Source organism: Streptomyces hypolithicus (assembly GCF_052934925.1).
In genome coordinates this window covers 5,097,782-5,121,699 of the sequence record NZ_CM128811.1, presented here as the reverse complement: position 1 = coordinate 5,121,699, position 23,918 = coordinate 5,097,782, and the positions used below count along the sequence as shown (strand labels likewise).

At 71.1% G+C, this 23,918-nt stretch carries 19 protein-coding genes; 3 read left to right on the top strand and 16 right to left on the bottom strand.

Translation table 11 applies throughout. The annotated features are described in order from the left end of the window. Positions 1–35: 35 nt before the first annotated feature. The 6 genes from ACU6WZ_RS24075 to pyrG all read right to left on the bottom strand — a co-directional run bounded on the left by ACU6WZ_RS24075 (position 36) and on the right by pyrG (position 7,988). Positions 36–638, bottom strand: coding sequence for a hypothetical protein (locus ACU6WZ_RS24075; protein WP_447034223.1), 603 nt, complete (start codon positions 636–638; stop codon positions 36–38). Next, a complete protein-coding gene (locus tag ACU6WZ_RS24070; protein ID WP_447030286.1) occupies positions 635–1,756 on the bottom strand; it encodes a ParA family protein in 1,122 nt (373 codons plus the stop codon). Before ACU6WZ_RS24070 ends, ACU6WZ_RS24075 begins: the two co-directional genes overlap by 4 nt. 382 nt (positions 1,757–2,138) lie before the next feature. Beyond that, entirely contained in the window at positions 2,139–3,254 is a 1,116-nt protein-coding gene (ald, locus tag ACU6WZ_RS24065) for an alanine dehydrogenase (RefSeq protein WP_447034222.1), read from the bottom strand. Positions 3,255–3,401: 147 nt separating this feature from the next. Beyond that, positions 3,402–5,456, bottom strand: a complete 2,055-nt coding sequence (locus tag ACU6WZ_RS24060; protein WP_447030285.1) for a tetratricopeptide repeat protein — start codon at positions 5,454–5,456, stop codon at positions 3,402–3,404. 154 nt (positions 5,457–5,610) lie between these two features. Continuing rightward, positions 5,611–6,237, bottom strand: a complete 627-nt coding sequence (locus ACU6WZ_RS24055) for an NUDIX domain-containing protein (protein WP_447030284.1) — start codon at positions 6,235–6,237, stop codon at positions 5,611–5,613. Between the two features lie 77 nt (positions 6,238–6,314). Next, positions 6,315–7,988, bottom strand: a complete 1,674-nt coding sequence (gene pyrG, locus ACU6WZ_RS24050) for a CTP synthase (RefSeq protein ID WP_447030283.1) — start codon at positions 7,986–7,988, stop codon at positions 6,315–6,317. A gap of 403 nt (positions 7,989–8,391) precedes the next feature. Here pyrG and ACU6WZ_RS24045 point away from each other — a divergent pair, with 403 nt between their 5' ends. Next, positions 8,392–10,194: a glycoside hydrolase family 15 protein gene (locus ACU6WZ_RS24045; protein WP_447030282.1), complete on the top strand. Its 1,803-nt coding sequence runs from the start codon at positions 8,392–8,394 to the stop codon at positions 10,192–10,194. Here the strand turns inward: ACU6WZ_RS24045 and ACU6WZ_RS24040 are convergent, their stop codons facing one another. Together ACU6WZ_RS24040 and ACU6WZ_RS24035 are read right to left on the bottom strand one after the other, a co-directional pair. Beyond that, a complete protein-coding gene (locus tag ACU6WZ_RS24040) occupies positions 10,195–11,829 on the bottom strand; it encodes a flavin monoamine oxidase family protein (RefSeq protein ID WP_447030281.1) in 1,635 nt (544 codons plus the stop codon). Between the two features lie 11 nt (positions 11,830–11,840). After that, positions 11,841–13,352 carry an APC family permease gene (locus tag ACU6WZ_RS24035; protein ID WP_447030280.1) on the bottom strand — a complete coding sequence of 504 codons (1,512 nt, stop codon included), beginning with the start codon at positions 13,350–13,352 and terminating at the stop codon, positions 11,841–11,843. 192 nt (positions 13,353–13,544) lie between these two features. On the opposite strand from ACU6WZ_RS24035, the gene ACU6WZ_RS24030 reads away from it, so the two are divergent. After that, positions 13,545–15,191, top strand: a complete 1,647-nt coding sequence (locus ACU6WZ_RS24030; RefSeq protein WP_447030279.1) for a PucR family transcriptional regulator — start codon at positions 13,545–13,547, stop codon at positions 15,189–15,191. An 84-nt stretch (positions 15,192–15,275) separates the two neighbouring features. On the opposite strand, the gene ACU6WZ_RS24025 is transcribed toward ACU6WZ_RS24030, so the two are convergent. From ACU6WZ_RS24025 to ACU6WZ_RS24005, 5 genes are all read right to left on the bottom strand, one after another. Beyond that, positions 15,276–16,373: a glycosyltransferase family 4 protein gene (locus ACU6WZ_RS24025; RefSeq protein ID WP_447030278.1), complete on the bottom strand. Its 1,098-nt coding sequence runs from the start codon at positions 16,371–16,373 to the stop codon at positions 15,276–15,278. 243 nt (positions 16,374–16,616) lie between these two features. Beyond that, a complete protein-coding gene (gene recN, locus ACU6WZ_RS24020; RefSeq protein WP_447034220.1) occupies positions 16,617–18,335 on the bottom strand; it encodes a DNA repair protein RecN in 1,719 nt (572 codons plus the stop codon). A gap of 122 nt (positions 18,336–18,457) precedes the next feature. Beyond that, positions 18,458–19,402, bottom strand: a complete 945-nt coding sequence (locus ACU6WZ_RS24015) for an NAD kinase (protein ID WP_447030277.1) — start codon at positions 19,400–19,402, stop codon at positions 18,458–18,460. Continuing rightward, the gene (locus tag ACU6WZ_RS24010) at positions 19,399–20,214 is read right to left on the bottom strand and encodes a TlyA family RNA methyltransferase (RefSeq protein ID WP_447030276.1); all 816 of its coding nucleotides are present in this window, start codon (positions 20,212–20,214) and stop codon (positions 19,399–19,401) included. Before ACU6WZ_RS24010 ends, ACU6WZ_RS24015 begins: the two co-directional genes overlap by 4 nt. 7 nt (positions 20,215–20,221) lie before the next feature. Further along, positions 20,222–20,494 carry a hypothetical protein gene (locus ACU6WZ_RS24005; RefSeq protein ID WP_447030275.1) on the bottom strand — a complete coding sequence of 91 codons (273 nt, stop codon included), beginning with the start codon at positions 20,492–20,494 and terminating at the stop codon, positions 20,222–20,224. Positions 20,495–20,535: 41 nt separating this feature from the next. Between ACU6WZ_RS24005 and ACU6WZ_RS24000 the strand changes: the two genes are divergently transcribed. Beyond that, on the top strand, positions 20,536–20,883 hold the full coding sequence (locus ACU6WZ_RS24000; RefSeq protein ID WP_447030274.1) for an SCP2 sterol-binding domain-containing protein: 348 nt from the start codon (positions 20,536–20,538) through the stop codon (positions 20,881–20,883). Here ACU6WZ_RS24000 and ACU6WZ_RS23995 read toward each other — a convergent pair. From ACU6WZ_RS23995 to ACU6WZ_RS23985, 3 genes are read right to left on the bottom strand one after another with little or no spacing between them, the layout of a single operon-like run. Next, complete coding sequence (locus ACU6WZ_RS23995; RefSeq protein WP_447030273.1) at positions 20,867–21,718, bottom strand: ABC transporter ATP-binding protein; 852 nt, start codon at positions 21,716–21,718, stop codon at positions 20,867–20,869. The two genes, ACU6WZ_RS24000 and ACU6WZ_RS23995, sit on opposite strands and share 17 nt — an antisense overlap. A gap of 53 nt (positions 21,719–21,771) precedes the next feature. Next, positions 21,772–22,839 (bottom strand): FecCD family ABC transporter permease, encoded by a 1,068-nt coding sequence (locus ACU6WZ_RS23990; RefSeq protein ID WP_447034218.1) that lies wholly within the window; start codon positions 22,837–22,839, stop codon positions 21,772–21,774. A gap of 20 nt (positions 22,840–22,859) precedes the next feature. Beyond that, positions 22,860–23,909 (bottom strand): FecCD family ABC transporter permease, encoded by a 1,050-nt coding sequence (locus tag ACU6WZ_RS23985; protein WP_447034217.1) that lies wholly within the window; start codon positions 23,907–23,909, stop codon positions 22,860–22,862. Between the last annotated feature and the right edge of the window lie 9 nt (positions 23,910–23,918).

Genomic DNA, 23,918 nt, shown 5'->3' with positions numbered 1-23,918 from the left:
GGCAGGGGCAGCGCGCACGCTACCGCCCGGTCCGGTCAGCGCCCGCGCAGGCGCCGTACGAGAATGCTCGCGTCGCCCCGCGACTCCAGATCGGCGAGTACGACGGCGACCGCTTCCCGCACGATGCGGCCACGGTCGACGGCGAGCCCGTGCTCGCCGCGCAGCACCAGCCGAGCGTGCTCCAGGTCCATCAGTTCCTCGGCCGAGACATAGACCGTGATCTTCTCGTCGTGCCGCTCGCGGCCGGAGGGGCGGCGGTTCGCCCCGCGCCCACCGCGCCGCCGGGGCTGAGCGCCCCCGGCAGGCCCGCCGGGACGCTGCTGGGCGCCCGGCTGTGCCTCCTCGGGCGCCCGGCGGTCCTTGACGGCCGCCTGGTCACCCTCGGCGGCCCGGCTGCGATGCCCGGCGGCCTCGGCGTCCGCAGGGGCGTGCTCCGCCCCGTCACCGGCCGCGGCACCCGGTCCGCCGCCCGGCCGCCCCTGGGGCGGCTCGCCCGCCGGGGCAGCGGGGTCGCTCTCCCCCGCGGGGCCCGGCACACGCGGCTCACCATTGGCGGACGGCGCCCGTCGCGGGGACGACGACTGGAGCGCCATGCCCCCGGTCGTACGGAACAGCTCGTCGGCCCCCGGCAGACTCACTCGGCGTGACACCGGGCGAGCACCTCCCTGGCAAGCTGACGGTAGGCGGCGGCGCCGACCGAGTTGGAGGCGTACGTCGTGATCGGCTCACCGGCGACCGTGGTCTCCGGGAAGCGGACCGTGCGTCCGATGACCGTGTGGTAGACGTGCTCGTCGAAGGCCTCGACGACCCTCGCGAGCACCTCACGGCTGTGCACCGTGCGGGAGTCGTACATCGTGGCGAGGATGCCGTCGAGCTCCAGCTCGGGGTTGAGCCGCTCCTGGACCTTCTCGATCGTCTCGGTCAGCAGGGCCACACCGCGCAGCGCGAAGAACTCGCACTCCAGCGGCACGATCACCTTGTGGGCCGCCGTCAGCGCGTTCACGGTCAGCAGACCGAGCGAGGGCTGACAGTCGATCACGATGTAGTCGTAGTCCGACATCAGCGGCTTGAGCGCCCGCTGAAGTGTCGACTCCCGGGCGACCTCGCTGACCAGTTGGACCTCGGCGGCCGACAAGTCGATATTGCTCGGCAGCAGGTCCATGTTGGGCACCGCGGTCTTCAGGAGGACCTCGTCGGCCGCCATGCCCCGCTCCATGAGCAGGTTGTAGATCGTCAGGTCGAGCTCCATCGGGTTCACACCGAGGCCGACCGACAGGGCTCCCTGCGGGTCGAAGTCGACGAGCAGGACCCGTCGTCCGTACTCCGCGAGAGCCGCACCCAGATTGATGGTCGACGTCGTCTTGCCGACGCCGCCCTTCTGGTTGCACATGGCGATGATCTTCGCGGGGCCGTGATCGGTCAGGGGGCCCGGGATCGGGAAGTACGGCAGCGGCCGCCCGGTCGGGCCGATCCGCTCGCGGCGCTGGCGGGCAGCGTCCGGGGCGAGGGTGGCCGCGTACTCGGGGTCGGGCTCGTACTCGGCATCGGGATCGTAGAAGTGCCCCTCGGGCACTTCCTCGAAATCGGCGAAGCGGGTGGTGGACTTGTCCCCACTCTGGTCGCCGGCCATGGCGTTCACGTGTAGGCCGTCCATGCTCTGGTGGGCTGTCGTCATGTGCTGATGAGTGGCGAAGGTGCGGACAGCGACGGAGCCGACAGCCTGGAGCCCCGATGGGCCCTGGCCCCGTGCAGGCATTCCTGGCTGACCACCCCCGGGAGTAAATGTCGACTCATTCACAAGTCGTCTTACCTCCTTGGGACGTGACCAGGAAACTTATCGATAGGTCAGCGTGGCACCATGCCGACGGTTGGCGACTCTATGGCGTGTCACCGGTCCGCAGCAACACAATCCGCCGGACCCGGCCCGATGTGTCGGCAGCGCGGCACCCTTCTGTCAAGGGTGTGGAGGCGCGGAAGCGAGCCGTTGGCCGCGCGTTTCGCGGGGGCGCGAAACGGTTAAAGGGTTACGTTCACGGCGAGTTGAACCCGCTCCCGGGAGTACCCGGACATGCCGCCGGCCGGCCCTTGCTCGGCAAGGTCCGGCCGGTTGCGTGAGGTTGACGACCGTCGTTGACGCGTCAGGCGAGCAGCGTGCTCAGTTCGAGGTGCGGCAGCAGGTGCGCCTCCGCCACCTCGCGGTAAACGACCTGGCCGTCATGGGTGTTGAGGCCCTTGGCGAGCGCGGCGTCGCGGCGCAGCGCCTCGACCCAGCCGCGGTTGGCGAGCTCCACGATGTACGGCAGCGTGGCGTTGGTCAGCGCGTAGGTGGAGGTGTTCGGGACTGCGCCCGGCATGTTCGCGACGCAGTAGAAGACCGAGTTGTACACCATGAAGATCGGCTCGGCGTGGGTCGTGGGACGCGAGTCCTCGAAGCAGCCGCCCTGATCGATCGCAATGTCGACAAGAACACTTCCCGGCTTCATCTTGGCGACGAGCTCGTTGGTGACGAGCTTCGGGGCCTTCGCGCCGGGGATGAGCACGGCGCCGATGACGAGGTCGGCCTCGGTGACGGCCTTCTCCAGCTCGAAGGCGTTGGAGACGATCGTCTTGACCTTGGTGCCGAAGACCTTGTCGGCCTCGCGCAGCTTGTTGATGTCGCGGTCGAGCAGGGTCACGTGGAAGCCCATGCCGACGGCGATCTGTGTGGCGTTCCAGCCCGAGACGCCGCCGCCGATGACCACGGCTTCGCCGGCCGACGTACCCGGGACGCCGCCGGGGAGCACACCGCGGCCGCCGACCGAGCGCATCAGGTGGTACGCGCCGACCTGCGGGGCGAGCCGGCCCGCGACCTCGGACATGGGGGCGAGCAGCGGCAGCGCGCGGTTCGCGGTCTCCACCGTCTCGTAGGCGATCGCCGTGGTGCCGGAGGCCAGCAGGGCGTCCGTGCACTCGCGGGAGGCGGCGAGGTGCAGGTAGGTGAAGAGGGTCTGGTCCTTGCGGAGGCGGTGGTACTCCTCCGCGATGGGCTCCTTGACCTTGAGCAGCAGGTCAGCGATGGCCCAGACCTCGTCGGCGGTGGCCAGGATCTGCGCACCGGCGGCGATGTACTCACCGTCCGTGATCGAGGATCCGGCGCCGGCGCTCTGCTCGACGAACACCTGGTGGCCGTGGCGAACCAGCTCGTGGACTCCGGCGGGGGTGATGGCCACCCGGAACTCGTTGTTCTTGACCTCGCGGGGGATGCCGACCTTCACGTCGATCACGGTCCTTGGCTCAGGGGGGATAAAGGGGGTCCATGCCATACATACCCAGGTAAGCGGGGCACACCCGGGGAACACCGCAGAATGGTGCGGCGGAGCCAGTCTAATGAAGGATTTCCAGCTGTCTAGCCTTACAAAGCATCAATCTCTCGTCGAACCACTACGGATTTCGTAGGTAGAACCCGGTTCTCCGAGCAATGTTTCAGCAGCGCTCCGGTGCAGTCGGGCGGCCGCCGGGTCGCCGAGCCGGTCGAGTGTGTCCGCGAGCCGAAGCTCAAGTGCGGCGTGAAGCCGCACGTCGGCGGCCTGCCGCGCCCATTCCACCGCCTCCTGACAGGTGCGCAGCGATTCGGTGGGGCGCCCGGCGTACTCCTGCACCCGGGCCGTCTCGCTCAACGCCCTTGCGTAGCCCGGGAGATCACCGGCCTTGCGGAGTCCTGCCGCCGAGGACCGCCAGTCGCGCAGCGCCTCGCCGTACCGGCCCGCATAGGTGTGTACGGCCCCGAGCCGCCCGTACAACCGCGCGGCGTCCGCCCGCTCCCCCCGCGTCAGCCGCTGTTCCAAGGCCCTGCCGTACCAGTCGGAGGCCCGCTGCCAGTCGCCCAGCTCCTGGTAGGTCCCCCCTACGGATTCCATCGCCCGGGCTACGGCGTACGGGTCGGCGGCGGCCCGGCCCGCGTCCAGCGCCGCCCGGTAGCGCGCCATGGCCTCGTGCGTACGCCCGGTCTGCGCGTCCAGGTCGGCGAGGTTCAGCAGGGCCGCCGCCCGCTCCCGGTGCAGACCGCACCGGTCGGCCACATCGAGTACGAGCCGGTGCAGGCCGTACAACTCGGGAGCGGCCGACTCGGTGCCCCGGTGCGCGGCCAGTGCCCGTACCAGCGCGGCCACCAACCGCCTGGCCAGCGTGTCGAGTTCACCGTCCTCCACCGCGATCCGGGCCGAGGCGAGCAGCGCGGGCTGGCGCATCCGCAGCCACTCGGCCCCGGCGACGGCGTTGGGAAACCGCAGCGCGCGCGGCAGCCCCGCGAGCTTCTTGCGGGCCGGGGACCCGTCGGGCTCGGTGATCGCCCGGCAGGACTGGAGCTGCCGTACGGTCCGCTCCAGCATCCGGGCCCGGGCGAGCTGTACCTCTGAGGGCCGGTCCCGGTTCTCCATGAGGGCCTTCAGCATCGGCGCGAAGCAGCCGGGCACCTCGTACTGCCTGCCGGGGAGCCTGCACAGCAGGCCGAGCGCGACGAAGTCGTCGAGGGTCGTCTGGGCTCCGGAGACCGAGCAGCCGGCCAGTGCGGAGGCCGACTGGGCGTCGACGAGGCCGGCGGGAGCGAGCGCGAGCAGGCGCAGCATCCGGGCCGTGGGCTGCGAGAGGCAGTCGTAGACGAACGCGAAGGCGCGGGCCAGCGGCCTGGCCCCGGTGGGGTGCTCGGTGTCCACGGGCATGGCGTGCAGGCGCTTGGTCACATCGGCGACCGACGCGTTGGGCCGGGCGGCGAGCCAGCCGCCGACCAGCATCAGCGCGGCCGGCTGTCCGGCGCACTCCTCGGCGAGGGCGTGGGCGGCCGTCGGGTCGACGGTGACGCGCACCTCGCCGGTGAAGCGGCCGAGGAGCTGGACGGCGGAGCCGCTGTCCAGGCCGCCGATGGTGCACGGACGGACGTCGGGGATGCCGGTGAGTGGGCCCTGGGCCGTCGCGACGACCAGGCAGTCCAGGTTGTCGGGCAGCAGCGGGTCGACCTGCTCCGCGTCGGCGGCGTCGTCGAGAACCAGCAGAAGGCGTCGCAGGGACAGCGTCTCGCGCACCATCTCGGACAGCTCGTCGCCGCTCGCCCCGGCCGGCGCGGGGACCGCCAGGTCGTCGAGCAGGCCGCGGGCCGTCTGCTCGGTGGGTACCCGCCGGCCGCCGGGGGCTGTCAGCCGGGCGCGGAGCACACCGTCGGGGTAGTCGGCGGCGAGGCTCGTGGCGAGTTCCCCGGCGAGAGCGGTGCGCCCCGAGCCCGGGCGTCCGGCGATGAGCAGGACGCGGGCCCTGGGCGCCTTGCGGCCGGCGAGCGTGTCCAGACCGGCGCGTTCGATGTCGGCCCGCAGCGCCTTCAGCTCGCGCTCTCTGCCGAAGAACTCACCCGTCGCCCACGATGGCGCGGAAGGCGCCGCCGCGGAACGTGCCGCCGTACCGCTGGTGTCCACCGCCTGATCCGTCACGGGCCACGCTCCCGTCCGCCTGCGCACAAGCCCGCCGCGACTGCGGCCGGAACTTGGAGCGTAGTTCACGCTCTGCGACGAACCGTGTGGAGCGCGGCGGGCGGGTCCCCCGATCGGATCAGCGGCCTATCAGATAGTCACCGTCGGACAGTCGCTACGCCTCGAAGGGCCGGGCCGGCCACGGGGCATCGGCCGGGCGGAGCGCGTCCGCGCCTTCGCCGGCCAGCGCCGCGGACAGTGCGAGAACCGCCACGACCAGGCAGTTGTTGTGCACTTCGCCGGCGAGAGCGGCGCTCACGAGCTCCTGCAGCGGGACCCGGGCCTGCTCCATGTCGGCCTCTTCCTCCTCGACCAGGAAGCGCTCGCCCTCGATGTCGGACAGATCGCGGGCGAGGAAGATCCGTACCGCCTCGTCACAGCCCCCGGGCGTGGTGTAGACGTCGACCAGCACCCGCCAGTCCTCGGCCTTGACGTGCGCCTCCTCATAGAGCTCCCGCTGAGCGGCGTGCAGCGGGTTCTCTCCGGGTACGTCGAGCAGGCCGGCCGGGATCTCCCACAGCCGCTGGCGCACCGGGTGGCGGTACTGGCGGATGACGGCGACGCGGCCGAGGTCGTCGAGCGCGAGGACCGCGACCGAACCGGGGTGGACCTGATAGTCGCGGCGCACCACGCCGCCGTCCGGCATGACCACGTCGTCGGTGCGGACACTCGTCTTGTTGCCCGTGAAGGGAACCGCTGTCGCGGTGACCTGCCATTCCTCGGGGGCGTCCTTGATGGCCATGAAAGCGTCCTCCCAAACCAGAAAACCGGGGTACGGGCCCCGAAAGGCCCATACCCCGGCAACCGTATCGCCTGTCCCTACTGGCCGGCCGCGCCGGTCTGCGCCGCACGCTGCTGCCGTTCGACGGCGGCCTTGACCAGGCCGGCGAAGAGCGGGTGCGGGCGGGTCGGGCGGGAGCGGAGCTCGGGGTGCGCCTGGGTGGCGACGAGGTAGGGGTGTACCTCGCGGGGGTACTCGACGTACTCGACGAGTTTGTTGTCCGGGGAGGTGCCGGAGAAGACCAGACCGGCCTTCTTCTCCAGCTCCCCGCGGTAGGCGTTGTTAACCTCGTAGCGGTGACGGTGGCGCTCGTCGACGTAGGGCTGGTCGCCGTAGACCTCACGCACGATCGAGCCCTCGGCGAGCTTCGCCGGGTAGAGGCCGAGCCGCATGGTGCCGCCGAGGTCACCAGCGCCTTCCACGTACGCCAGCTGCTCCTCCATGGTGGAGATCACCGGGTGCGCGGTGGCGGGGTCGAACTCGGTGGAGTTGGCGTCCGCGATGCCGGCGAGGTTGCGGGCCGCCTCGATGACGATGCACTGCAGACCCAGACACAGGCCGAGCAGCGGGACCCTGTTCTCGCGGGCGAAGGTGATCGCGCCGACCTTGCCGTTGACGCCGCGATCGCCGAAACCGCCCGGAATGCAGATCGCGTCGACGTCACCGAGCTGGGCCGCGGCGCCCGCCGGGGTCTTGCAGTCGTCGGACGCGACCCACTTGACCTTCACCCGGGCCTTGTTCGCGAAGCCGCCGGCGCGCAGCGCCTCGATGACCGAGAGGTAGGCGTCCGGCAGGTCGATGTACTTGCCGACGAGCGCCAGCGTGACCTCGTGGTCGGGATTGTGGACGCGGTCCAGCAGGTCCTCCCACTGGGTCCAGTTCACATCACGGAACGGCAGATCCAACTTGCGTACGACGTACGCGTCCAGGCCCTCGGTGTGCAGCACCTTCGGAATGTCGTAGATCGACTTGGCGTCGATCGCGGCGACCACGGCGGCCTCGTCGACATCGCACATCAGCGAGATCTTGCGTTTGATGGACAGCGGCACCTCGCGGTCGGCGCGCAGCACGATCGCGTCGGGCTGGATACCGATGTTGCGCAGGGCCGCGACCGAGTGCTGGGTCGGCTTGGTCTTCAGCTCGCCGGAGGGGCCGATGTAGGGCAGCAGCGAGATGTGCACGACGAAGACGTTGTCGCGGCCGACCTCGTGCCGGACCTGACGGACGGTCTCCAGGAACGGCAGCGACTCGATGTCGCCGACCGTGCCGCCGACCTCGGTGATGACGACATCGACATCGTCGGCCGCCATGCGCCGGATGCGGTGTTTGATCTCGTTGGTGATGTGCGGAATGACCTGAACGGTGTCACCGAGGTACTCACCGCGCCGCTCCTTGGCGATGACTTGCGAATAGACCTGACCGGTGGTGACGTTGGCCGAGCCGTCGAGGTCGACGTCGAGGAACCGCTCGTAGTGGCCGATGTCCAGATCGGTCTCGGCGCCGTCGTTGGTGACGAACACCTCACCGTGCTGGAAGGGATTCATCGTGCCGGGGTCGACGTTGAGATAGGGGTCGAGTTTTTGCATCGTGACCCGCAGGCCCCGCGCCTTGAGCAGCGCACCCAGGCTGGAGGCCGTCAGGCCCTTACCGAGGGAGGAGGCGACACCTCCGGTGACGAAGATGTGCTTGGTCGTCATGGATTTGGGCGGCATCGCCAAGAGGGGGCTCCCGTGGTCGCGAGTGGTGGTGCGTACCGGCTGTGGGCCCGGAATGCGGGTCACGCCGTCGCTGCGGTTCGGGGGCGTCTGATGAAAAAGCAGGCCACCGGTCCACGGGGTACCAGGGTATCAGCGACCGGACGAGGCCGCTTCCGGCCACGCGCCGCACCCGCCCCCCACCTGCCCCTCACCCTTGGCTCACCCGTTCGGCTTCCTCATGTTGCCAAGGCGGGCGCGCAGATCACCCGGACGCGTCGTATCCTGCTCGGACACATCGCTGCGAGCCTGCCGGCGAAGGCACCATCACCGCCCGCTCCCGGGACCGAGAGCTCGTCGGAAATCCCCTGACCGCAAGCGCCCTAAGGGGCGGACGTGGCCGTTCGACTGGAGATTGCACGTGGCCGGGCGCATCGAGGACTACGCACTTATCGGAGACATGCAGACCGCGGCACTGGTCTGCAGGGACGGCACAGTCGACTGGCTGTGCCTCCCCCGCTTCGACTCCCATGCCATTTTTGCCGGACTTCTCGGCACCGAGGAACACGGATTCTGGCGGATCGGCCCCGCGCACGCGGCCGACGCCGGACCTCCGGCGGCCACCCGCCGCCGTTACCGCGGGGACTCACTGATTCTCGAATCGGAGTGGGACACCCCACGCGGCACCGTCAGGGTGACCGATTTCATGCCGCCCCGCGACGGCGCTCCCCAAGTGGTGCGCATCGTCGAAGGGATCAGCGGCCGGGTACGGATGCGCTCCGCGCTGCGGATGCGTTTCAGCTACGGACGTGTGGTGCCCTGGGTCCACAAGGTCGACACGCGCACGGTCGCGGTCGCCGGGCCCGACTCGGTGTGGCTCGACTCCGACACCGAGACTTACGGCAAGAACCTCACGACGTACTCCGACTTCACCGTCTCACCCGGCGAGCGGATCACCTTCACCATCAGCTGGCAGCCCTCGCACAAGCCCGAACCGCCGATGCCCGAGCCGGAGGGTGCGCTGGAGGCGACCGCCGACTTCTGGCGCGAGTGGGTCGAGCAGTGCACGTACCACGGCCCGTACCGCGAGGCCGTAGTTCGCTCACTGATCACGCTCAAAGCCCTCACCTACGCCCCGACGGGCGGCATCGTCGCCGCCCCCACCACCTCCCTTCCGGAGGAGATCGGCGGCGTACGCAACTGGGACTACCGCTACACGTGGCTGCGCGACGCGGCCATCACCCTGTCCTCGCTGCTGCGCACCGGCTACCGCGAGGAGGCACGGGCCTGGCGCGAGTGGCTGCTGCGCGCGGTCGCCGGCGACCCGGAGAACCTGCAGATCATGTACGGGATCGCCGGCGAGCGGGAGCTCGGCGAGGCAGAGCTGGACTGGCTGCCGGGGTACGAGAACTCCGGCCCGGTACGGGTCGGCAACGGGGCGGCCCACCAGCTCCAGCTCGACGTGTACGGCGAGGTCACCGAGGCCCTGCACTTGGCGCACATGACGGGCCTGGCCCGCAACGACTACGCCTCCCTCCTCCAGCTCAAGCTCATCCGCTACCTGGAGGAGCACTGGAACCAGCCCGACGAGGGCATCTGGGAGGTGCGCGGCCCGCGCCGCCACTTCGTGCACTCCAAGGTGATGGCCTGGGTCGCGGTCGACCGGACCATCAAGCTCATCGAGATGGGCGACGCGGACGGGCCCATCGAGCGGTGGCGCGAAATGCGCGACGAGATCCACCGCGACGTGTGCGAGAAGGGCTACGACGCGGAGCGCAACACCTTCACCCAGTCGTACGGGTCGAAGGAACTGGACGCCTCCCTGCTGCTCATTCCGCAGATGGGCTTTCTGCCGCCCGACGACAAGCGGGTCATCGGCACGATCGAGGCGATCCAGCGCGAACTGTCCACGGAGGACGGATTCGTGCTGCGCTACCCGACCGCGGGCGACAACGCGGGCGTGGACGGGCTCGAAGGCGACGAGGGCGCGTTCCTGGCGTGCTCGTTCTGGCTGGCCGACGACCTGGCGATGATCGGGCGGGTCGACGAGGCCCGCAACCTCTTCGAGAAGCTCCTGGGGCTCCGCAACGACCTGGGGCTGCTCGCCGAGGAGTGGGACTCCAATCTGCAGCGCCAGGTCGGCAACTTCCCGCAGGCATTCAGCCACGTGCCGCTGATCGACACGGCACTGCGGCTGACGGCCAGCGGGGCGTACGGCGGCTGACTAGGCCAGTTTGCCGATCACTTCACGGGCGGCGCGTTCCCCTTCGGTCGCGCCGCCCTCCATAAAGCCCTGGAAGTCGTAACTGCAGTGCTCACCGCCGATGTGGATGTTGCCCTGTGGGGTGCCTTCGTAGCCGGCGTACCGGTGCAGGTAGCCGACGGGCCAGTAGGAGTACGCGCCGAGCGTGTAGGGGTGGCGGTGCCAGGCGGACAGCTGTGCCTTCCCGGTCCACTTTCCGGAGGTTCCCGGGAAGAACGCCTCGATCTCCCGGGAACGGCGCGCGGCGAGGTCCCGTACGTAGGGGTCCGACTCGGTGGCGAAGGGTGTGGCCGGGGTGAGTGCCGTGGCGAGCCTGCCGCTGCCGTACTGGATGAGGATGCCGCCGGTGCCCGGCTGGAGCTTGGTCGTGTCCCAGGTCTGCTGTACGTCGCTGTCGGTGAAGCAGTCACCCGCCGAGACTCCGGGCCAGGCGCCCGCGCCGCGCCACGGCCGGGTGGAGAACTGCATGTTGAGCTTGGTGCAGGTGCCCATCCGGGCATCGCGCACCAGGTTCGTCATGAGTGGGTCGAAGCGGGCCGCTGACAGGTCCAGCCGCTGGAGGACCGGCAGCGGCACACACAGGACGGTGTGGTCGGCGGTGACGGTGGTGGTCGTGCCGGCGTCGGTGAAGGTAAGGGTCTGGGTGCCATTGGCGTTGGCCCTTACCGCCGTGAGCTGTTTGCCCATCCGGACCGTGCCGGCGGGCAGCGCGTTCGCGATGGCGCGCGGGAGCTGGTCGTTGCCGCCAGTGATGTGATAGCGCTCGTTGGACAGACCCCAGACGTTGAAGTGTCCCGGGTTCGGCTGGTAGCCCATGAGCAGCACCAGGGCGAGGGCCGACTGTTCGGTGGTGTCCGCGCCGTACTCGACGTTGTAGGCGACGTCGATGAAGCGGCCGAGCGGTGCGGAGTGCCCGCCGGGAACGCGCGAGTCGATCCACTCGTGAATCGACATGTTGTCCAGGGCCGTGCCTGTCGGGGTGGTCTGGTTCCACATCACCTCGCCCGACTCCTGGAGGTCCCGGTGAAGGGACTGGAATACGTCCTTGAAGTCCTCGTCGGCCTGCTCGCGCGGGTAGTAGGCCCCGTTGAACCAGAGCACTTCCTCGGCGCCGTTCGGCCCCCCGCCCAGGAAGTCCTCCGTCGGCAGGCCGAAACGCCTGCACAGTTCCAAGATCTTCTTGTGGCTGGTGTCGATCAGCTCGCCGCCGATCTCCGACGTCTGGCCGTACGCCCAGTGGCCGTGCTGGGTCCACATGCGGCCTCCCACCCGGTCCGGGTTCGCCTCGTAGAGCGTGCAGGCAAGGCCCGTGTCCTTGAGCGTCAGGGCCGCGGTGAGGCCGGCTATGCCTGCGCCGACCACGGCGATTCTGGGCGCCGCCGCGCCCCGTACGGACGCGGCCGCGCGGACCTGGGACGCGTGGGCGGGGGCGGCCTGGCCGGCCACGACCGTACCGAGGCCGAGGGCCGCGGCGCGGGCGAGCAGTTCACGGCGGCTGGAGCCGCGGACCTCGGAGGCGGGCATGCGCAGCCTGCGGGCGGCGGCGTGCTGTGCGGCGAGCTGTCGTAGTGCGTGCATCGCGTGCGTACGGGACATGGCAGAGCTCCTCAGACGGTCGCGGCTGGGTGGCTGGTCTGCGGTTCGTCAGTGCGCTCGGCCGTGTCGTCGAGGACGATCCGGCCGATGATCTCGTAGCGTTCCGGCCTCTTGGCCTTGAGCCAGAAGCCGAGCCCGAGGCCGCCGATGAAGACGAGTCCGACGATCCACGGAATGAGCTCGAAGAAGAGGGAGTCGGCGGCGAGCCCGGCCGCGGTCTCCATGTTGAGCACGAGCAGGACGACGACGGCGATCATTCCGATGCCGCCGAGCAGCGGGGCGGTGAACGTCCTGAACCAGTGCCGGTCCTCCGGATGGTTCTTGCGGAAGTAGCCGATCACCGCGAACGAACAGAGTGTCTGGACGATAAGGATCGCCATCGTCCCGAGGATCGCGAGCAGCGTGTAGAGATGGACGTACGGGTCCTCGCCGGCCAGCCAGAACGCGGCGACCAGGAGCGTGGCGATGGCGGACTGGACGTACGACGCGATGTACGGCGAACCGTGCGATCGGTGCGTGCGTCCGAGGGCGGGGTGCAGGAAGCCCTCGCGGCCGATCGCGTAGAGGTAGCGCGACGCGCACTGGTGGAACGCCATGCCGCAGGCGAACGAACCGGTGAGCAGCAACCACTGGAAGGCGTCGACAGCCCACGCGCCGATGAACTTGTCCGTCGGATCGAAGAAGAGGTCGAGGGGAGAGGCGGAGGACGACACCTTGACCGCGCCGTCGAGGCCGTTGCCGGCGATCGTCATCCAGGAGACGTAGATGTAGAAGAGGCCCACGCCGATCACCGAGATCAGGGTCGCGCGCGGTATGACGCGCTTCGGGTCGCGCGACTCCTCGCCGTACATCGCCGTCGACTCGAAGCCGACCCACGACCAGAAGGCGAAGAAGAGCCCGAGCCCAGCGGAGCTTCCCGTGAACGCGTTGACCGGGTTGACCGGCTCGACGGGGATGCCGTCGGGGCCGCCACCCGCGAGCAGGACGGCGGTGGCGACGGCGAAGAGCACGGCGATCTCGGCGACGAGCATGACACCGAGGGCCTTGGCGGTGATGTTGATGTCGAAGTACGCGAGAACGCCCGTCACGGCGAGCATTCCCACGGCGTACACGATCCAGGGAACGTCTATTCCGAGCTGGTCGGCGACGGTCGTCTGTCCGAAGTAAGCGAAGATGCCGACGATGGAGGCCTCGAAAACGATGTACGCGAGAACGGCGAGCATCCCGGAGGCCATGCCCGCGATGCGGCCGAGGCCGTGCGAGATGTAGCCGTAGAAGGCGCCCGCGGCGGTGATGCGCTTCGCCATGGCGACGTATCCGACCGAGAAGACGGTCAGCACGACGGTGGCGAAGAGGTAGCCGGCGGGGGCGCCCGTTCCATTGCCGAAGCCCACGGCGATGGGGAGATTCCCGGTCATCGCGGTGATCGGTGCCGCGGTGGCCACCGCCATGAAGACCACACCGACCAGTCCGACGGAATTCGCCTTGAGCCGCTGGACCTCGCGTGCGGGTTTGTCTGACATGCCGCGCCCTCTCTCACGAACCACAGTTGTGCGGGGCGACAGTCTTGGCCCGCGTGACGCACACCACAATCGACACGGGGTCACTCAAAAGGAGTGCGGGGGCGACGAGTTGTCGGGCCCAGCGCCCGCGACATGTGTGCCGTGACCGCCGGGTGATGTTCCTGGAACAGACACGCGAGTAGCGTCGGCAGGATGGAGACGCAAGGCAGCATCACCGTGCAGCGGGCGCTGGAGCTGCCGGGGCTCCGCGGCGGCCTTCCCGAGGTCGTCGCCGGCGCCGACCGGCTGAACCGCACCGTGCGCTGGGTGCACGCCGGTGAGGTCCCGAACATCGCGTCGCTGCTCAAGGGCGGCGAACTGCTCCTGACGACCGGTCTCGGTCTCGGCACCCGCCCCGCAGAGCAGCGCGCCTTCGTACGGCGGCTCGCGGAGCGCGGGATCGCGGCGCTGGTGGTGGAGCTGGGCCCGCGCTTCAGCCGGTTGCCCTCGACCATCGTGGAGACCGCGCGGGCGGCCGGCCTGCCGCTCGTACAGCTGCACCGCGAGGTGCCGTTCGTATCGGTCACCGAAGAGGTCCACACCGAGATCGTCAACGGCCACTACACGCTCCTGCGGCGCGCCGAAGAGGTACATCGCCGGTGTACGGAGGCGCTGCTCGGCGGCGGTGGCATCCCCCAGGTCCTGGGCATCCTCGCGGACTTCACCGCCAACCCGGTCTTCCTGGAGACGGCGGACGGACAGCTCCTGTACGCCGCCGCTCCCGAGGCGGGCGAGGCATGCGCCGACCCGCTCCAGGTGTGGGAGGGCCTGCGCGGGCAGCGGGAGGCCCGCGAGGAGGGCCCGCCGGCGAACGGCGTGCTGGTGGACGTGCCCGGCGGCGGCCACGGCGCGGGCGCGGTGCGCGCCAGGATCGCCCTGCTCGCGGTCTCCGCCCCGCTGCTCCCCGTCCACCGGATCGCGGCCGAGCGCGCGGCGGGAATCCTCGCGGTGGTCCTGATGCAGGCACGCCAGGAGGAGGAACTGGCGGCCCGGGGGCGCGGCGACTTCCTCACCGACCTGGCCGAGGGCCGCATCGCGGCCGACGACGCGCCCGCCCAGGCCCGGGTCCTGGGCTTCAAGCCGGGCGAGGGCCCGCTGCTGCCGGTCGTGATGCGGCTCGCGGCCGAGCTGGCGCCCACGGGCAACTGGGCGGTGCTGGCACGGGCCGTCCTGGAGGAGCTCTCCGCCGTCGGCGTACCGGTCCTGCTGGGCGTACGCCCCGTGGAGGGCCGGGTGCCGCTCCTGCTGGGCCTGCGCTCGGAGTCGGAACGTACAGCGGTCGCGGACCGGGTGGCGGCCGCGCTGCGCGCCGGGGTGGAACGGGCCGGACTGGGCCGCGCCGGCGGCCATCCGCCGGTCGTGGTCGTGGGAGTGGCGGGCAGCTGGACAGCGGCGTCGGCGGGCCTGCGGCACGCGGCGGAGACCGCCACGGCTGCCCAGGGTCTGTCCGACCGCCCCTGGTACGACGCACGGCGCCTCGACATCGACCTGCTGCTCTGGCGGCTGCGGGAGCACCCCGATCTGGCCGCTTTCGTGGAGCGGGCGATCGGTCCGCTCCGCGACCACGACCAGACGTCGCGTCCGCCCCTGCTCCCTACGCTGCAGACGTACCTCGCGAACGCGGGCCGCAAGGCGGAGACGGCCCGCGAGCTCCATCTGAACCGCCAGACCCTCTACAACCGCCTGGCCCGCATCTCCGAACTGCTCGGCACGGACCTGGACGACCCGCAGACGGTCCTGGCTCTGAGCCTAGCCCTGCGCGCCCGGCGCCACACACCGCAGCAGATCAACCCGTCGTAAACGTCCCGACGTACCCACGTCCCGACGTCCTGGCAGGTCGGCCCGTCGTACACGGCTCAGCAGGGTCGGCCCGTCGTACTCGGCTCAGCAGGTCAGCTCGTCGTAGATGCTCAGCACCTGCGCCACGGTCTCGTCCTCGGTCGGCCAGGTCGCCGCCTGCCGCCTGCCCGCATCGGCCAGCCACGACCGTCGGCCCGCATCGCCCAGCAGCCGGCCGACCGCGCCCGCGAGCGCCTCACTGTCGCCGTACGGAACAAGCTCGGCCGCGTCGCCGACCAGCTCCGGCACCCCGCCGACCGCCGTGGCGACCAGCGGGACCCCGGCCCGCAGCGCCTCCTGGGCCAGCACGGACCGTGCCTCCCACCGGCTGGCGAGCACCGCGACATCGGCGGCGGCGAGCAGCTCGAAGATGTCCTCACGCCGGCCGATGAGCCGCACGGGCAGCGACTCGGCCGCGATACGCCGCTCAAGGGCGCCCCGCTCCCGCCCTTCACCGGCGACGAGCACCAACGGGGCGGGGTCGAGGTCACGCCACGCCCGGGCGGCGTCCAGAAGCACGTCGTACCCCCGGTGCGGTACCAGGCTCCCGACGGCGACGATCAGCGGCCGGTCCATCGCGCCGAGTTCGGCGCGCGCCTTGCCCTCCGAGACGTTCACCGCTGGACGCGGAACGGTCACCGGCGCGAGCCGTGCGTCGCGCGCCCCCCGGCCCCGGGCCCGGTCGACGAGGTCGGACGACGTACCCAGCACCACGGCCGCGGCCCTGAGCACCCGCCGCTCCATCAGCCGTACGACGTGCCCGCGCGCCCCGACGTCGTCCGCGCGGTTGTGCAGCGTGACCACGAGCGGAACTTGCAGCCCCCTGAGCGCCAGAGCGCTGCGCACCGCGGCGTGCAGCCCGTGGGCGTGCACCAGGTCGGCACCGGCACACGCCGCCCGCAGCGCCGCCACCGAGGCGGGATCACCACGCCGGGGTACGGACACGAACCGCGCGCCGCAACCGCCGAAGTCGTACGCCGGTTCAGCCGCCGCCGGGGCGCAGACGGCCACGCGCAGTCCCCGCGCCACCAGCCCGGCGGCGAGCGACCTGACGTGGGTGCTGCTGCCCGCGCTGCCGCCGCCGAGGACTTGGACCACGCTCAGCGGCGACTGGCCGTACGGCGGGACCGGAGTGCTGCTCACGTCGGTCGGAGCTCCTGAGTCGGCGTCGAACGGCGGGGACGTACTGCGCCAAGAATGCCAGCCCGCACGCGCGTTCCGGCACCGCGAAGGGGTCGAACCCCTGGTCGCACCGGACCGTCATCACCCACACGGGTGATCAGCGACCCTCGTGCCCCGGCGGCGGCCCCCAAGCGGTGTCCGGAACGTAAGGCGTGATGTGCGGACCACGCGTGATGTGCTGCGGACTACGTGATGTGCTGCGGTCTATCCGTCTCCGCGCGCCGCCGCCAGCAACTCCTCCGCGTGCGCCCGGGCCGTCTCCGAGTCTTCCTGGCCCGCCAGCATGCGCGACAGCTCCCGGACCCGGTCCTCGCCCTCCAGCACGGTGACGCCACTCCTGGTGACCGAGCCGTCGTTGGTCTTCTCGACGAGCAGTTGCCGGTCGGCGAAGGCCGCGACCTGCGGCAGGTGCGTCACGACCACGACCTGCGCCGACTTGGCGAGCTTCGCCAGCCGCCGCCCCACCTCGACCGCCGCCTTGCCTCCGACACCGGCGTCGACCTCGTCGAACAGATACGTCGGAACCGGATCGGACCCGGCGAAGACGACCTCCACTGCGAGCATGACCCGGGAGAGTTCACCCCCGGAAGCCCCCTTGGCGATCGGCCGCGCCTGAGCGCCGGGATGCGGCGCGAGCAGCAACTCGACCTCGTCGACACCGGACGCCCCGTACGCCACCGGCCGCCCGCCGACCTCCACCCCCTCGGGGTCCTCGGTCTGCCGCACTTCGATGGAGACCCGCGCGTGCGGCATGGCCAGCGAGGCAAGCTCCTCGGTCACCGCCCCGGCGAACCGCTCGGCGGCCTCCGTACGCGCGTCCGTCAACGCCTGCGCCAGGTGCGCCAGTTCGGCCCGCAAGCCGTCGCGCTCGGCGGCGAGCTCCGCGATCCGCTCGTCGTCGCCCTCGAGCTCAGTCAGCCGGGCGACGCCGTCCTCGGCCCAGCCCAGCACCGCCTCGGCATCCTCGCCGTACTTCCGTGTCAGCAGGGTCAGGGCCGCGCGCCGCTCCTCGACCGCCGACAGCCGCAGCGGGTCGGCGTCGAGATTGTCGGCGTACCCGGCCAGCTCCCCCGCCACATCGCCCAGCAGAATCCCGATCTCCCCGATGCGCTCCGCGAGCACCGCGAGCGCCGGGTCATGGGCGCGTACGGCCTCCAGTGCCCGGTGCGCCCCGGCGACCAGCGTGGTCGCGTCGACGGTCTCCGGGTCCTCGGGGTTGCCGGCCAGCGCGGCATGCGCGACCGACGCCGCCGAGGCCAGCGCCTCGGCGTGGCCGAGCCGCTCCGCCTCCGCGGCCAGTTCGACGTCCTCGCCCGCCCGCGGCTCGACCCCGGCGATCTCCTCCAGCCCGAAGCGCAGCAGATCCGCCTCCTGGGCCCGCTCCCGCGCCAGCGTGGTCAGCTCGTCCAACTGCGTGACCACGGACCGCAGCCGCCGGTACGCGGCCGCGTACTTCGTGTGCGGTACGGCGACGGCGTCGCCGGCGTACCGGTCGAGGGCCTGCCGCTGCCGGGCCGGCCGCAGCAGACCCTGCTGATCGGTCTGCCCGTGCACGGCGACGAGATCGTCGGCCAACTCGGCCAGGAGCCCCACGGGGACGGAACGCCCGCCGAGGTGGGCGCGCGAGCGCCCCTCGGCGGAGATGGTCCGGCTGATCAGCAGCGCCCCGTCGTCCAGTTCCGCCCCGGCCTCACCCGCCCGAACGGCTGCGGGCGCGTCTGGCGCCATCGTGAGCCGCCCCTCGACGACCGCGGCCTTCGCCCCGATCCGTACCAGGGCCGCGTCGGCGCGTCCGCCGAGCAGCAGCCCGAGGCTGGTGACGACCATGGTCTTGCCCGCGCCGGTCTCACCGGTCACCGCGGTGAACCCCGGTGAAAGCTCGACGACGGCATCGTCAATGACACCCAGCGACCGTATCCGCATCTCCTCCAGCACGGACACGACCTTACGAGGTCCGGGCGGCCCCGTGCGACGGGCCCCGCGCCGACACTCCCCCGTGCCGCCGCCGGCCGGGGCCGCGACGGCCGCCGCCTCGCCCGCGACGGTCAGTGCGGCGCCCCGCGCCAGCCCGACACGGGAAGGGCGAATTTGGCGACCAGCCGGTCGGTGAAGGACGCGTGGTGCAACCGTGCCAGCCGCACCGGCACGGCTCCCCGCCGCACCACGACCCGCGCACCGGCGGGCAGTTCGACGGTCCGGCGGCCGTCGCACCACAGCACGCCGTGCGGCGTGTGCGGCTGGACCTCCACGGCCAGCACCGAGTCCGGCGAGGTCACCAGCGGCTTGGCGAACAGCGCGTGCGCACTGATCGGCACCATCAGCAGGGCTTCCACCTCGGGCCAGACCACGGGGCCGCCCGCTGAGAAGGCGTACGCCGTGGAGCCGGTCGGGGTGGCGCAGACGATTCCGTCGCAGCCGAACCCGGTCACGGGACGGCCGTCGATCTCCAGCACCACTTCGAGCATCCGCTCGGGCGACACCTTCTGCACGGCGGCCTCGTTGAGCGCCCAGTCCTCGTGGATCACATCGCCGTTGTTGTGCACGAGGACGTCGAGGGTCATGCGTTCCTCGACCTCGTACGCCCGGGTGACGACCCGGTCGACCACCTTGTCGAGGTCGTCGCGCTCCGCCTCCGCGAGGAACCCGACGCGGCCCAGGTTGACGCCGAGCATCGGCACCCCGGAAGCGCGCGCGAATTCGGCGCCGCGCAGCAGGGTCCCGTCCCCGCCGAGCACGACCAGCAGCTCGCACCCGTCGAGGACGTGCGGCGAGGCCTCCGCCACCAGCTCGACGGAGGAGGGCAGCGGCAGGTCGGCGGCCTCGGCGGCGAGCACCCGCACGCCGATTCCACTGCGGAGCAGGCCCTCAACGACCAGTTCGGCGCTGCGGATCGCGGCGGGACGCCCGGTGTGGGCGAGCAGAAAGACGGTGCGCGCGTCTCCCCCGGAATCCCCTGGCGTGTTAGCTGTCGTAGCTGTCGTCGTCGTCAACTCGGCCCCTCCGCCACTGCACGGTCAACATCGTCCGGGTCGAGCTCGGCTGCCCCTGCCCGGAGCCACAGAAAGTATTCAACGTTCCCCGAGGGGCCCGGCAGCGGACTCGCGGTCACGCCCCGCACACCGAGCCCGAGGTCCCACGCCTGCCGGGCCACGGCCCGCACGGTTTCGGCGCGCAGTTCGGGGCTGCGCACGACACCCCCGCTGCCCAGGCGGTCCTTGCCCACCTCGAACTGCGGCTTGACCATCATCACGAGATCCGCGTCGGGCGCGGCGCACCGCACGAGCGCCGGAAGAACCAGCCCCAGGGGAATGAAGGACAGGTCACCGACGATCAGGTCCACCGCCTCCCCGTCGATCATGTCGAGTGTCATTTCCCGCACATTGGTACGGTCCTTGACGCTCACCCGTTCATCGGACTGCAGCGACCAGGCGAGCTGGCCGTATCCGACGTCGACCGCGACGACGCGCCGCGCCCCGGCCCGTAGCAGCACATCGGTGAATCCGCCGGTCGACGCCCCGGCGTCCAGGGCCCGTCGGCCCTCGACGCGCAGCCCGAGCGGTACGAACGCCTTCAGCGCGCCGGCCAGCTTGTGGCCGCCGCGCGAGACGTAGTCGGGGTCGTTGTCGTCGGCCAGCACCACGACGGCGGCGCTGGTCTCCACCTGCGTGGCCGCCTTGGCTGCGACGGCTCCGCCCACCTTCACCCGCCCCGCCGCGATCAGCTGGCTCGCGTGCTCCCGCGAGCGGGCGAGGCTGCGGCGGACCAGTTCGGCGTCGAGGCGTCGGCGCGCGACTCCTGCCACGTTCGGTTCAGCTCCTGTTGTCGTACGACGATGGGGGCGCCGGAGGTCCCGGTCGGGCGTCCAGCGCGGTCAGCGCCTCGCGCAGCCCCCCGTGCACATCCTCGTACACGTCGAGGTGCCCGTCAGCCGGGAGGTGGTCCGCGTCGCCGAGGCGCTCCAGCCGTGCGTCCACGTCGGGGTGCCCGGTGGGAGTGCGGTCCACTCCGAGCGGGGCAGGCGCGGCAGGTTCCGCGGCCGCGAAGCCTGCCGCGGATCCTGCCGTCTGGCCGTCGTCGTTCATGCCCCGACGCTACCGCGAAGCACTGCGGTAACGTCGCTTCGATGGCAACGATGGAGGAGTGCCGCAGCGCACTCGGTGAGCTCTCGGACAACCTGGCCCGGACCGACGACGACGTTCGCGGCGCAGTCTCGCTCGACCGTTCGCTGAGCTGTCACCTCACGGATCTCGACGCCACGTTCACCGGCCGTCTCGTGGACGGCCGGATCGACGTACGCGACTCCTTCGACGGACCGCCGCGCGAGCGCGCCGAGATCCGCCTGGCCATGGCAGGCGACGATCTGCTGGCCCTGGTCGGCGGCGAGCTGAACTTCGCGAAGGCGTGGGCGTCGGGCCGGGTGAAGCTGGAGGCGGGGTTTCGCGACCTGATCCGGCTCAGGAAGATGCTGTAGCAGCGGCCGAGGCCTTCTCGGCCCCCGCGTGCGCGGTGCGCGCCTTGCGCGCGGCCGGCACCACCAGCGGTGTTCCCGTCTCCGGGTCGTCGATGACCTGGCAGCGCAGCCCGAAGACCCGCTCCACCAGCTCCGCCGTGACCACCTCGGCAGGCGGCCCCTGCGCGACGATCTCACCGTCGCGCATGGCGATCAGGTGGGTGGCGTAGCGAGCCGCGTGGTTCAGGTCATGCAGTACGGCGACCAGGGTGCGCCCCTGCGTCTCGTGGAGTTCCGAGCACAGGTCGAGGACGTCGATCTGGTGCTGGATGTCGAGGAACGTCGTCGGCTCGTCGAGCAGGAGCAGCGGAGTCTGCTGGGCGAGGGCCATGGCGATCCAGACGCGCTGGCGCTGTCCGCCGGACAGTTCGTCGACGTACCGGTCGGCCAGCTCGCCGACGCCCGTGGACGCCATCGACTCCTCGACGACCCGCTCGTCGTCGGGTGACCACTGCCGCAGCACCCCCTGGTGCGGGTAGCGGCCTCGGGCGACCAGGTCGGCGACCGTGATCCCGTCCGGCGCGATGGACGACTGGGGCAGCAGCCCGAGGGTCCTGGCCACCTTCTTCGCGGGCATGGAGGCGATGGCGTTGCCGTCGAGCAGGACCCGGCCGTGGGTGGGCTTGAGCATCCGGGAAAGGGCCCGCAGCAGCGTCGACTTGCCGCACGCGTTCGGCCCGACGATGACGGTGAAGGAGTTGTCGGGTATCTCGACGGACAGGTCCTGGGCGATGATCCGCTGGTCGTACGCGAGGGTCACGGATTCGGCGCTGAGTCGCTGGCGCTGCACGGGCATGCTCCTGGGGGTCTTCTCAGTCGGGTGCGGGTGCGTCGGGGCCGTACGCCGGCTCATATACGTCCCGCCTTGCGTTCGGTGACCAGCAGCCACAGCAGATAGCAGCCGCCGAGCACGCCGGTCACCACACCCACCGGCAGCTGGGTGTCGCCGAAGGCCTGCTGGGCGACCCAGTCGGCGACCACGAGCAGAGCGGCTCCCATGCACGCGGAGGCGCCGAGGTTCGGGCCGGGCGAACGGGTCAGCCTGCGGGCGAGCTGCGGCGCGCTCAGGGCCACGAAGGCGATGGGGCCGGCCGCCGCCGTCGCCACGGCGATGAGCAGGACGGCGGACAGCATCAGCACGAGCCGGCTCCGCTCGACGCTGACCCCGAGGGCGTACGAGGCGTCGTCGCCCATCTCCATCATGCGCAGCGAACGCCCGTGTCCCAGCACCAGCGGCACCAGGACGGCGCAGGAGGCGAGCAGCGGCCAGGCGTGGTCCCAGCCGCGTCCGTCGAGCGAGCCGGTCATCCACACGGTGGCGCGGGTGGCGTCGATGATGCTGGCCTTGGTGATCAGGAAGTGGTTGAGGGCGGTGAGCATGGCGGCCGCGCCGATTCCGACGAGCACGAGCCGGTAGCCGTGCACTCCTCGCTTCCACGCGAGGAAGTAGACGAGGACGCCGGTCAGCAGGCAGCCGGCGAGCGCGCCGCCCGTGACCGCGAACGTGTTGCCCTTGAAGAGCACGATCACCACGAGCGCGCCGGCCGTCGCACCCTGCCCGAAGCCGATCACGTCGGGGCTGCCCAGCGGGTTGCGGGAGACCGACTGGAAGACCGCCCCCGACACCCCGAGCGCCGTTCCGACGAGCAGCGCGACGACGACTCGCGGCACGCGCAGCTCGGTGACGATGAACTCCTGGGAGGCGGTGCCGTTGCCGAGCAGCGTGCGCACGACGTCGGCCGGGGCCATCGGGTAGTCGCCGCTGCCGATGAGTACGACGCCCATGGCCAGGGCCGCCGCGCAGAGCAGCAGCGCGGCCAGCCAGGCCCGGGGCTCGACGCGGAAGGAGAGCCCGCCGCGGGTGCGGATCGCGCGGGGTGTGTGCGCGCGGGGGGTGCGCGAGGTGATGGAGGTGATGGAGGTGCGCGAGGTGGCAGTCACAGGTGGGCCATCTTCCGGCGGCGTACGAGATGGATGAAGACGGGGCCGCCGAGCAGCGCGGTCACAATCCCGACCTGCAGTTCGGATGGCCGGGCCACGATCCGGCCGACGACGTCCGAGCCCAGCAGCAGCACCGGCGCCAGCACGGCGGCGTACGGCAGAATCCAGCGCATGTCGGGCCCGGTGATGGCCCGTACGAGGTGCGGCACCATCAGCCCGACGAAGATGATCGGCCCGCACGCGGCGGTCGCGGCGCCGCACAGCAGCGTCACGGCGACCATCGCGAGTACCCGGGTACGGGTCAGATGCGCGCCCAGGGCCTGAGCGGTGTCGTCGCCCATCTCCATGGCGTTCAGCGGCCGCGCGATCAGCAGCGCGAGCACCACCCCGGCGGCGATGAACGGCCAGATCCTGCCGATGATCTCCATGTCGGCGGATGCCAGTGAGCCGACGGTCCAAAAGCGCAGCTGCTCCAGGGCGGCCGAGTCCATCAGCTGTACGGCGTTGACGTACCCGTAGAGGGCGGCGGTCGCGGCGGTCCCGGCGAGCGCGAGCCGCACGGGGGTCGCACCGCGGCTCCCGCCGAGGATGTACACGAGTACGGAGACGACGCCGGCGCCGACGAACGAGAACCAGACATATCCGGTCAGCGAGGTGACGCCGAGGAAGCTGATGGCGGACACGACCGCGGCCGACGCTCCCGCGTTCACCCCCAGGAGTCCCGGCTCGGCGAGCGGGTTGCGGGTGAGCCCCTGCATGACCGCCCCGGCGAGCCCGAGCGCCGCGCCGACGAGGACACCGAGCAGGGTGCGCGGAATCCGCACGTCCCGCACGATGACATCGTTGCCGGTGCCCGTGAAGTGGAAGAGGCCGTGCCACACATCGCCGAGCGGGAGCGGTTTGGCTCCCACCGCGATGCTGGCGACGGCGATCAGGAGCAGCACGCCGAGCGAGACGAACAACCCCACGGCCCGTACGGCATGGCGTTTGCGGGGCGCGGGGGCCGGGGCCTGCGTCGCGCTCTGTCTGGGAGGACTGTCGACCAACACCAGGTT

Bases quoted from the DNA above. Each gene is read 5' to 3' on its own strand.
- ACU6WZ_RS24070 (WP_447030286.1), bottom strand. From the start codon at position 1,756: ATGCCTGCACGGGGCCAGGGCCCATCGGGGCTCCAGGCTGTCGGCTCC.
- ACU6WZ_RS24030 (WP_447030279.1), top strand. From the start codon at position 13,545: ATGGAGACGCAAGGCAGCATCACCGTGCAGCGGGCGCTGGAGCTGCCG.
- ACU6WZ_RS24055 (WP_447030284.1), bottom strand. From the start codon at position 6,237: ATGGCCATCAAGGACGCCCCCGAGGAATGGCAGGTCACCGCGACAGCG.
- ACU6WZ_RS24005 (WP_447030275.1), bottom strand. From the start codon at position 20,494: ATGAACGACGACGGCCAGACGGCAGGATCCGCGGCAGGCTTCGCGGCC.
- ACU6WZ_RS23995 (WP_447030273.1), bottom strand. From the start codon at position 21,718: ATGCCCGTGCAGCGCCAGCGACTCAGCGCCGAATCCGTGACCCTCGCG.
- recN (WP_447034220.1), bottom strand. From the start codon at position 18,335: ATGCGGATACGGTCGCTGGGTGTCATTGACGATGCCGTCGTCGAGCTT.
- ACU6WZ_RS24000 (WP_447030274.1), top strand. From the start codon at position 20,536: ATGGCAACGATGGAGGAGTGCCGCAGCGCACTCGGTGAGCTCTCGGAC.
- ACU6WZ_RS24035 (WP_447030280.1), bottom strand. From the start codon at position 13,352: ATGTCAGACAAACCCGCACGCGAGGTCCAGCGGCTCAAGGCGAATTCC.
- pyrG (WP_447030283.1), bottom strand. From the start codon at position 7,988: ATGCCGCCCAAATCCATGACGACCAAGCACATCTTCGTCACCGGAGGT.
- ACU6WZ_RS24040 (WP_447030281.1), bottom strand. From the start codon at position 11,829: ATGTCCCGTACGCACGCGATGCACGCACTACGACAGCTCGCCGCACAG.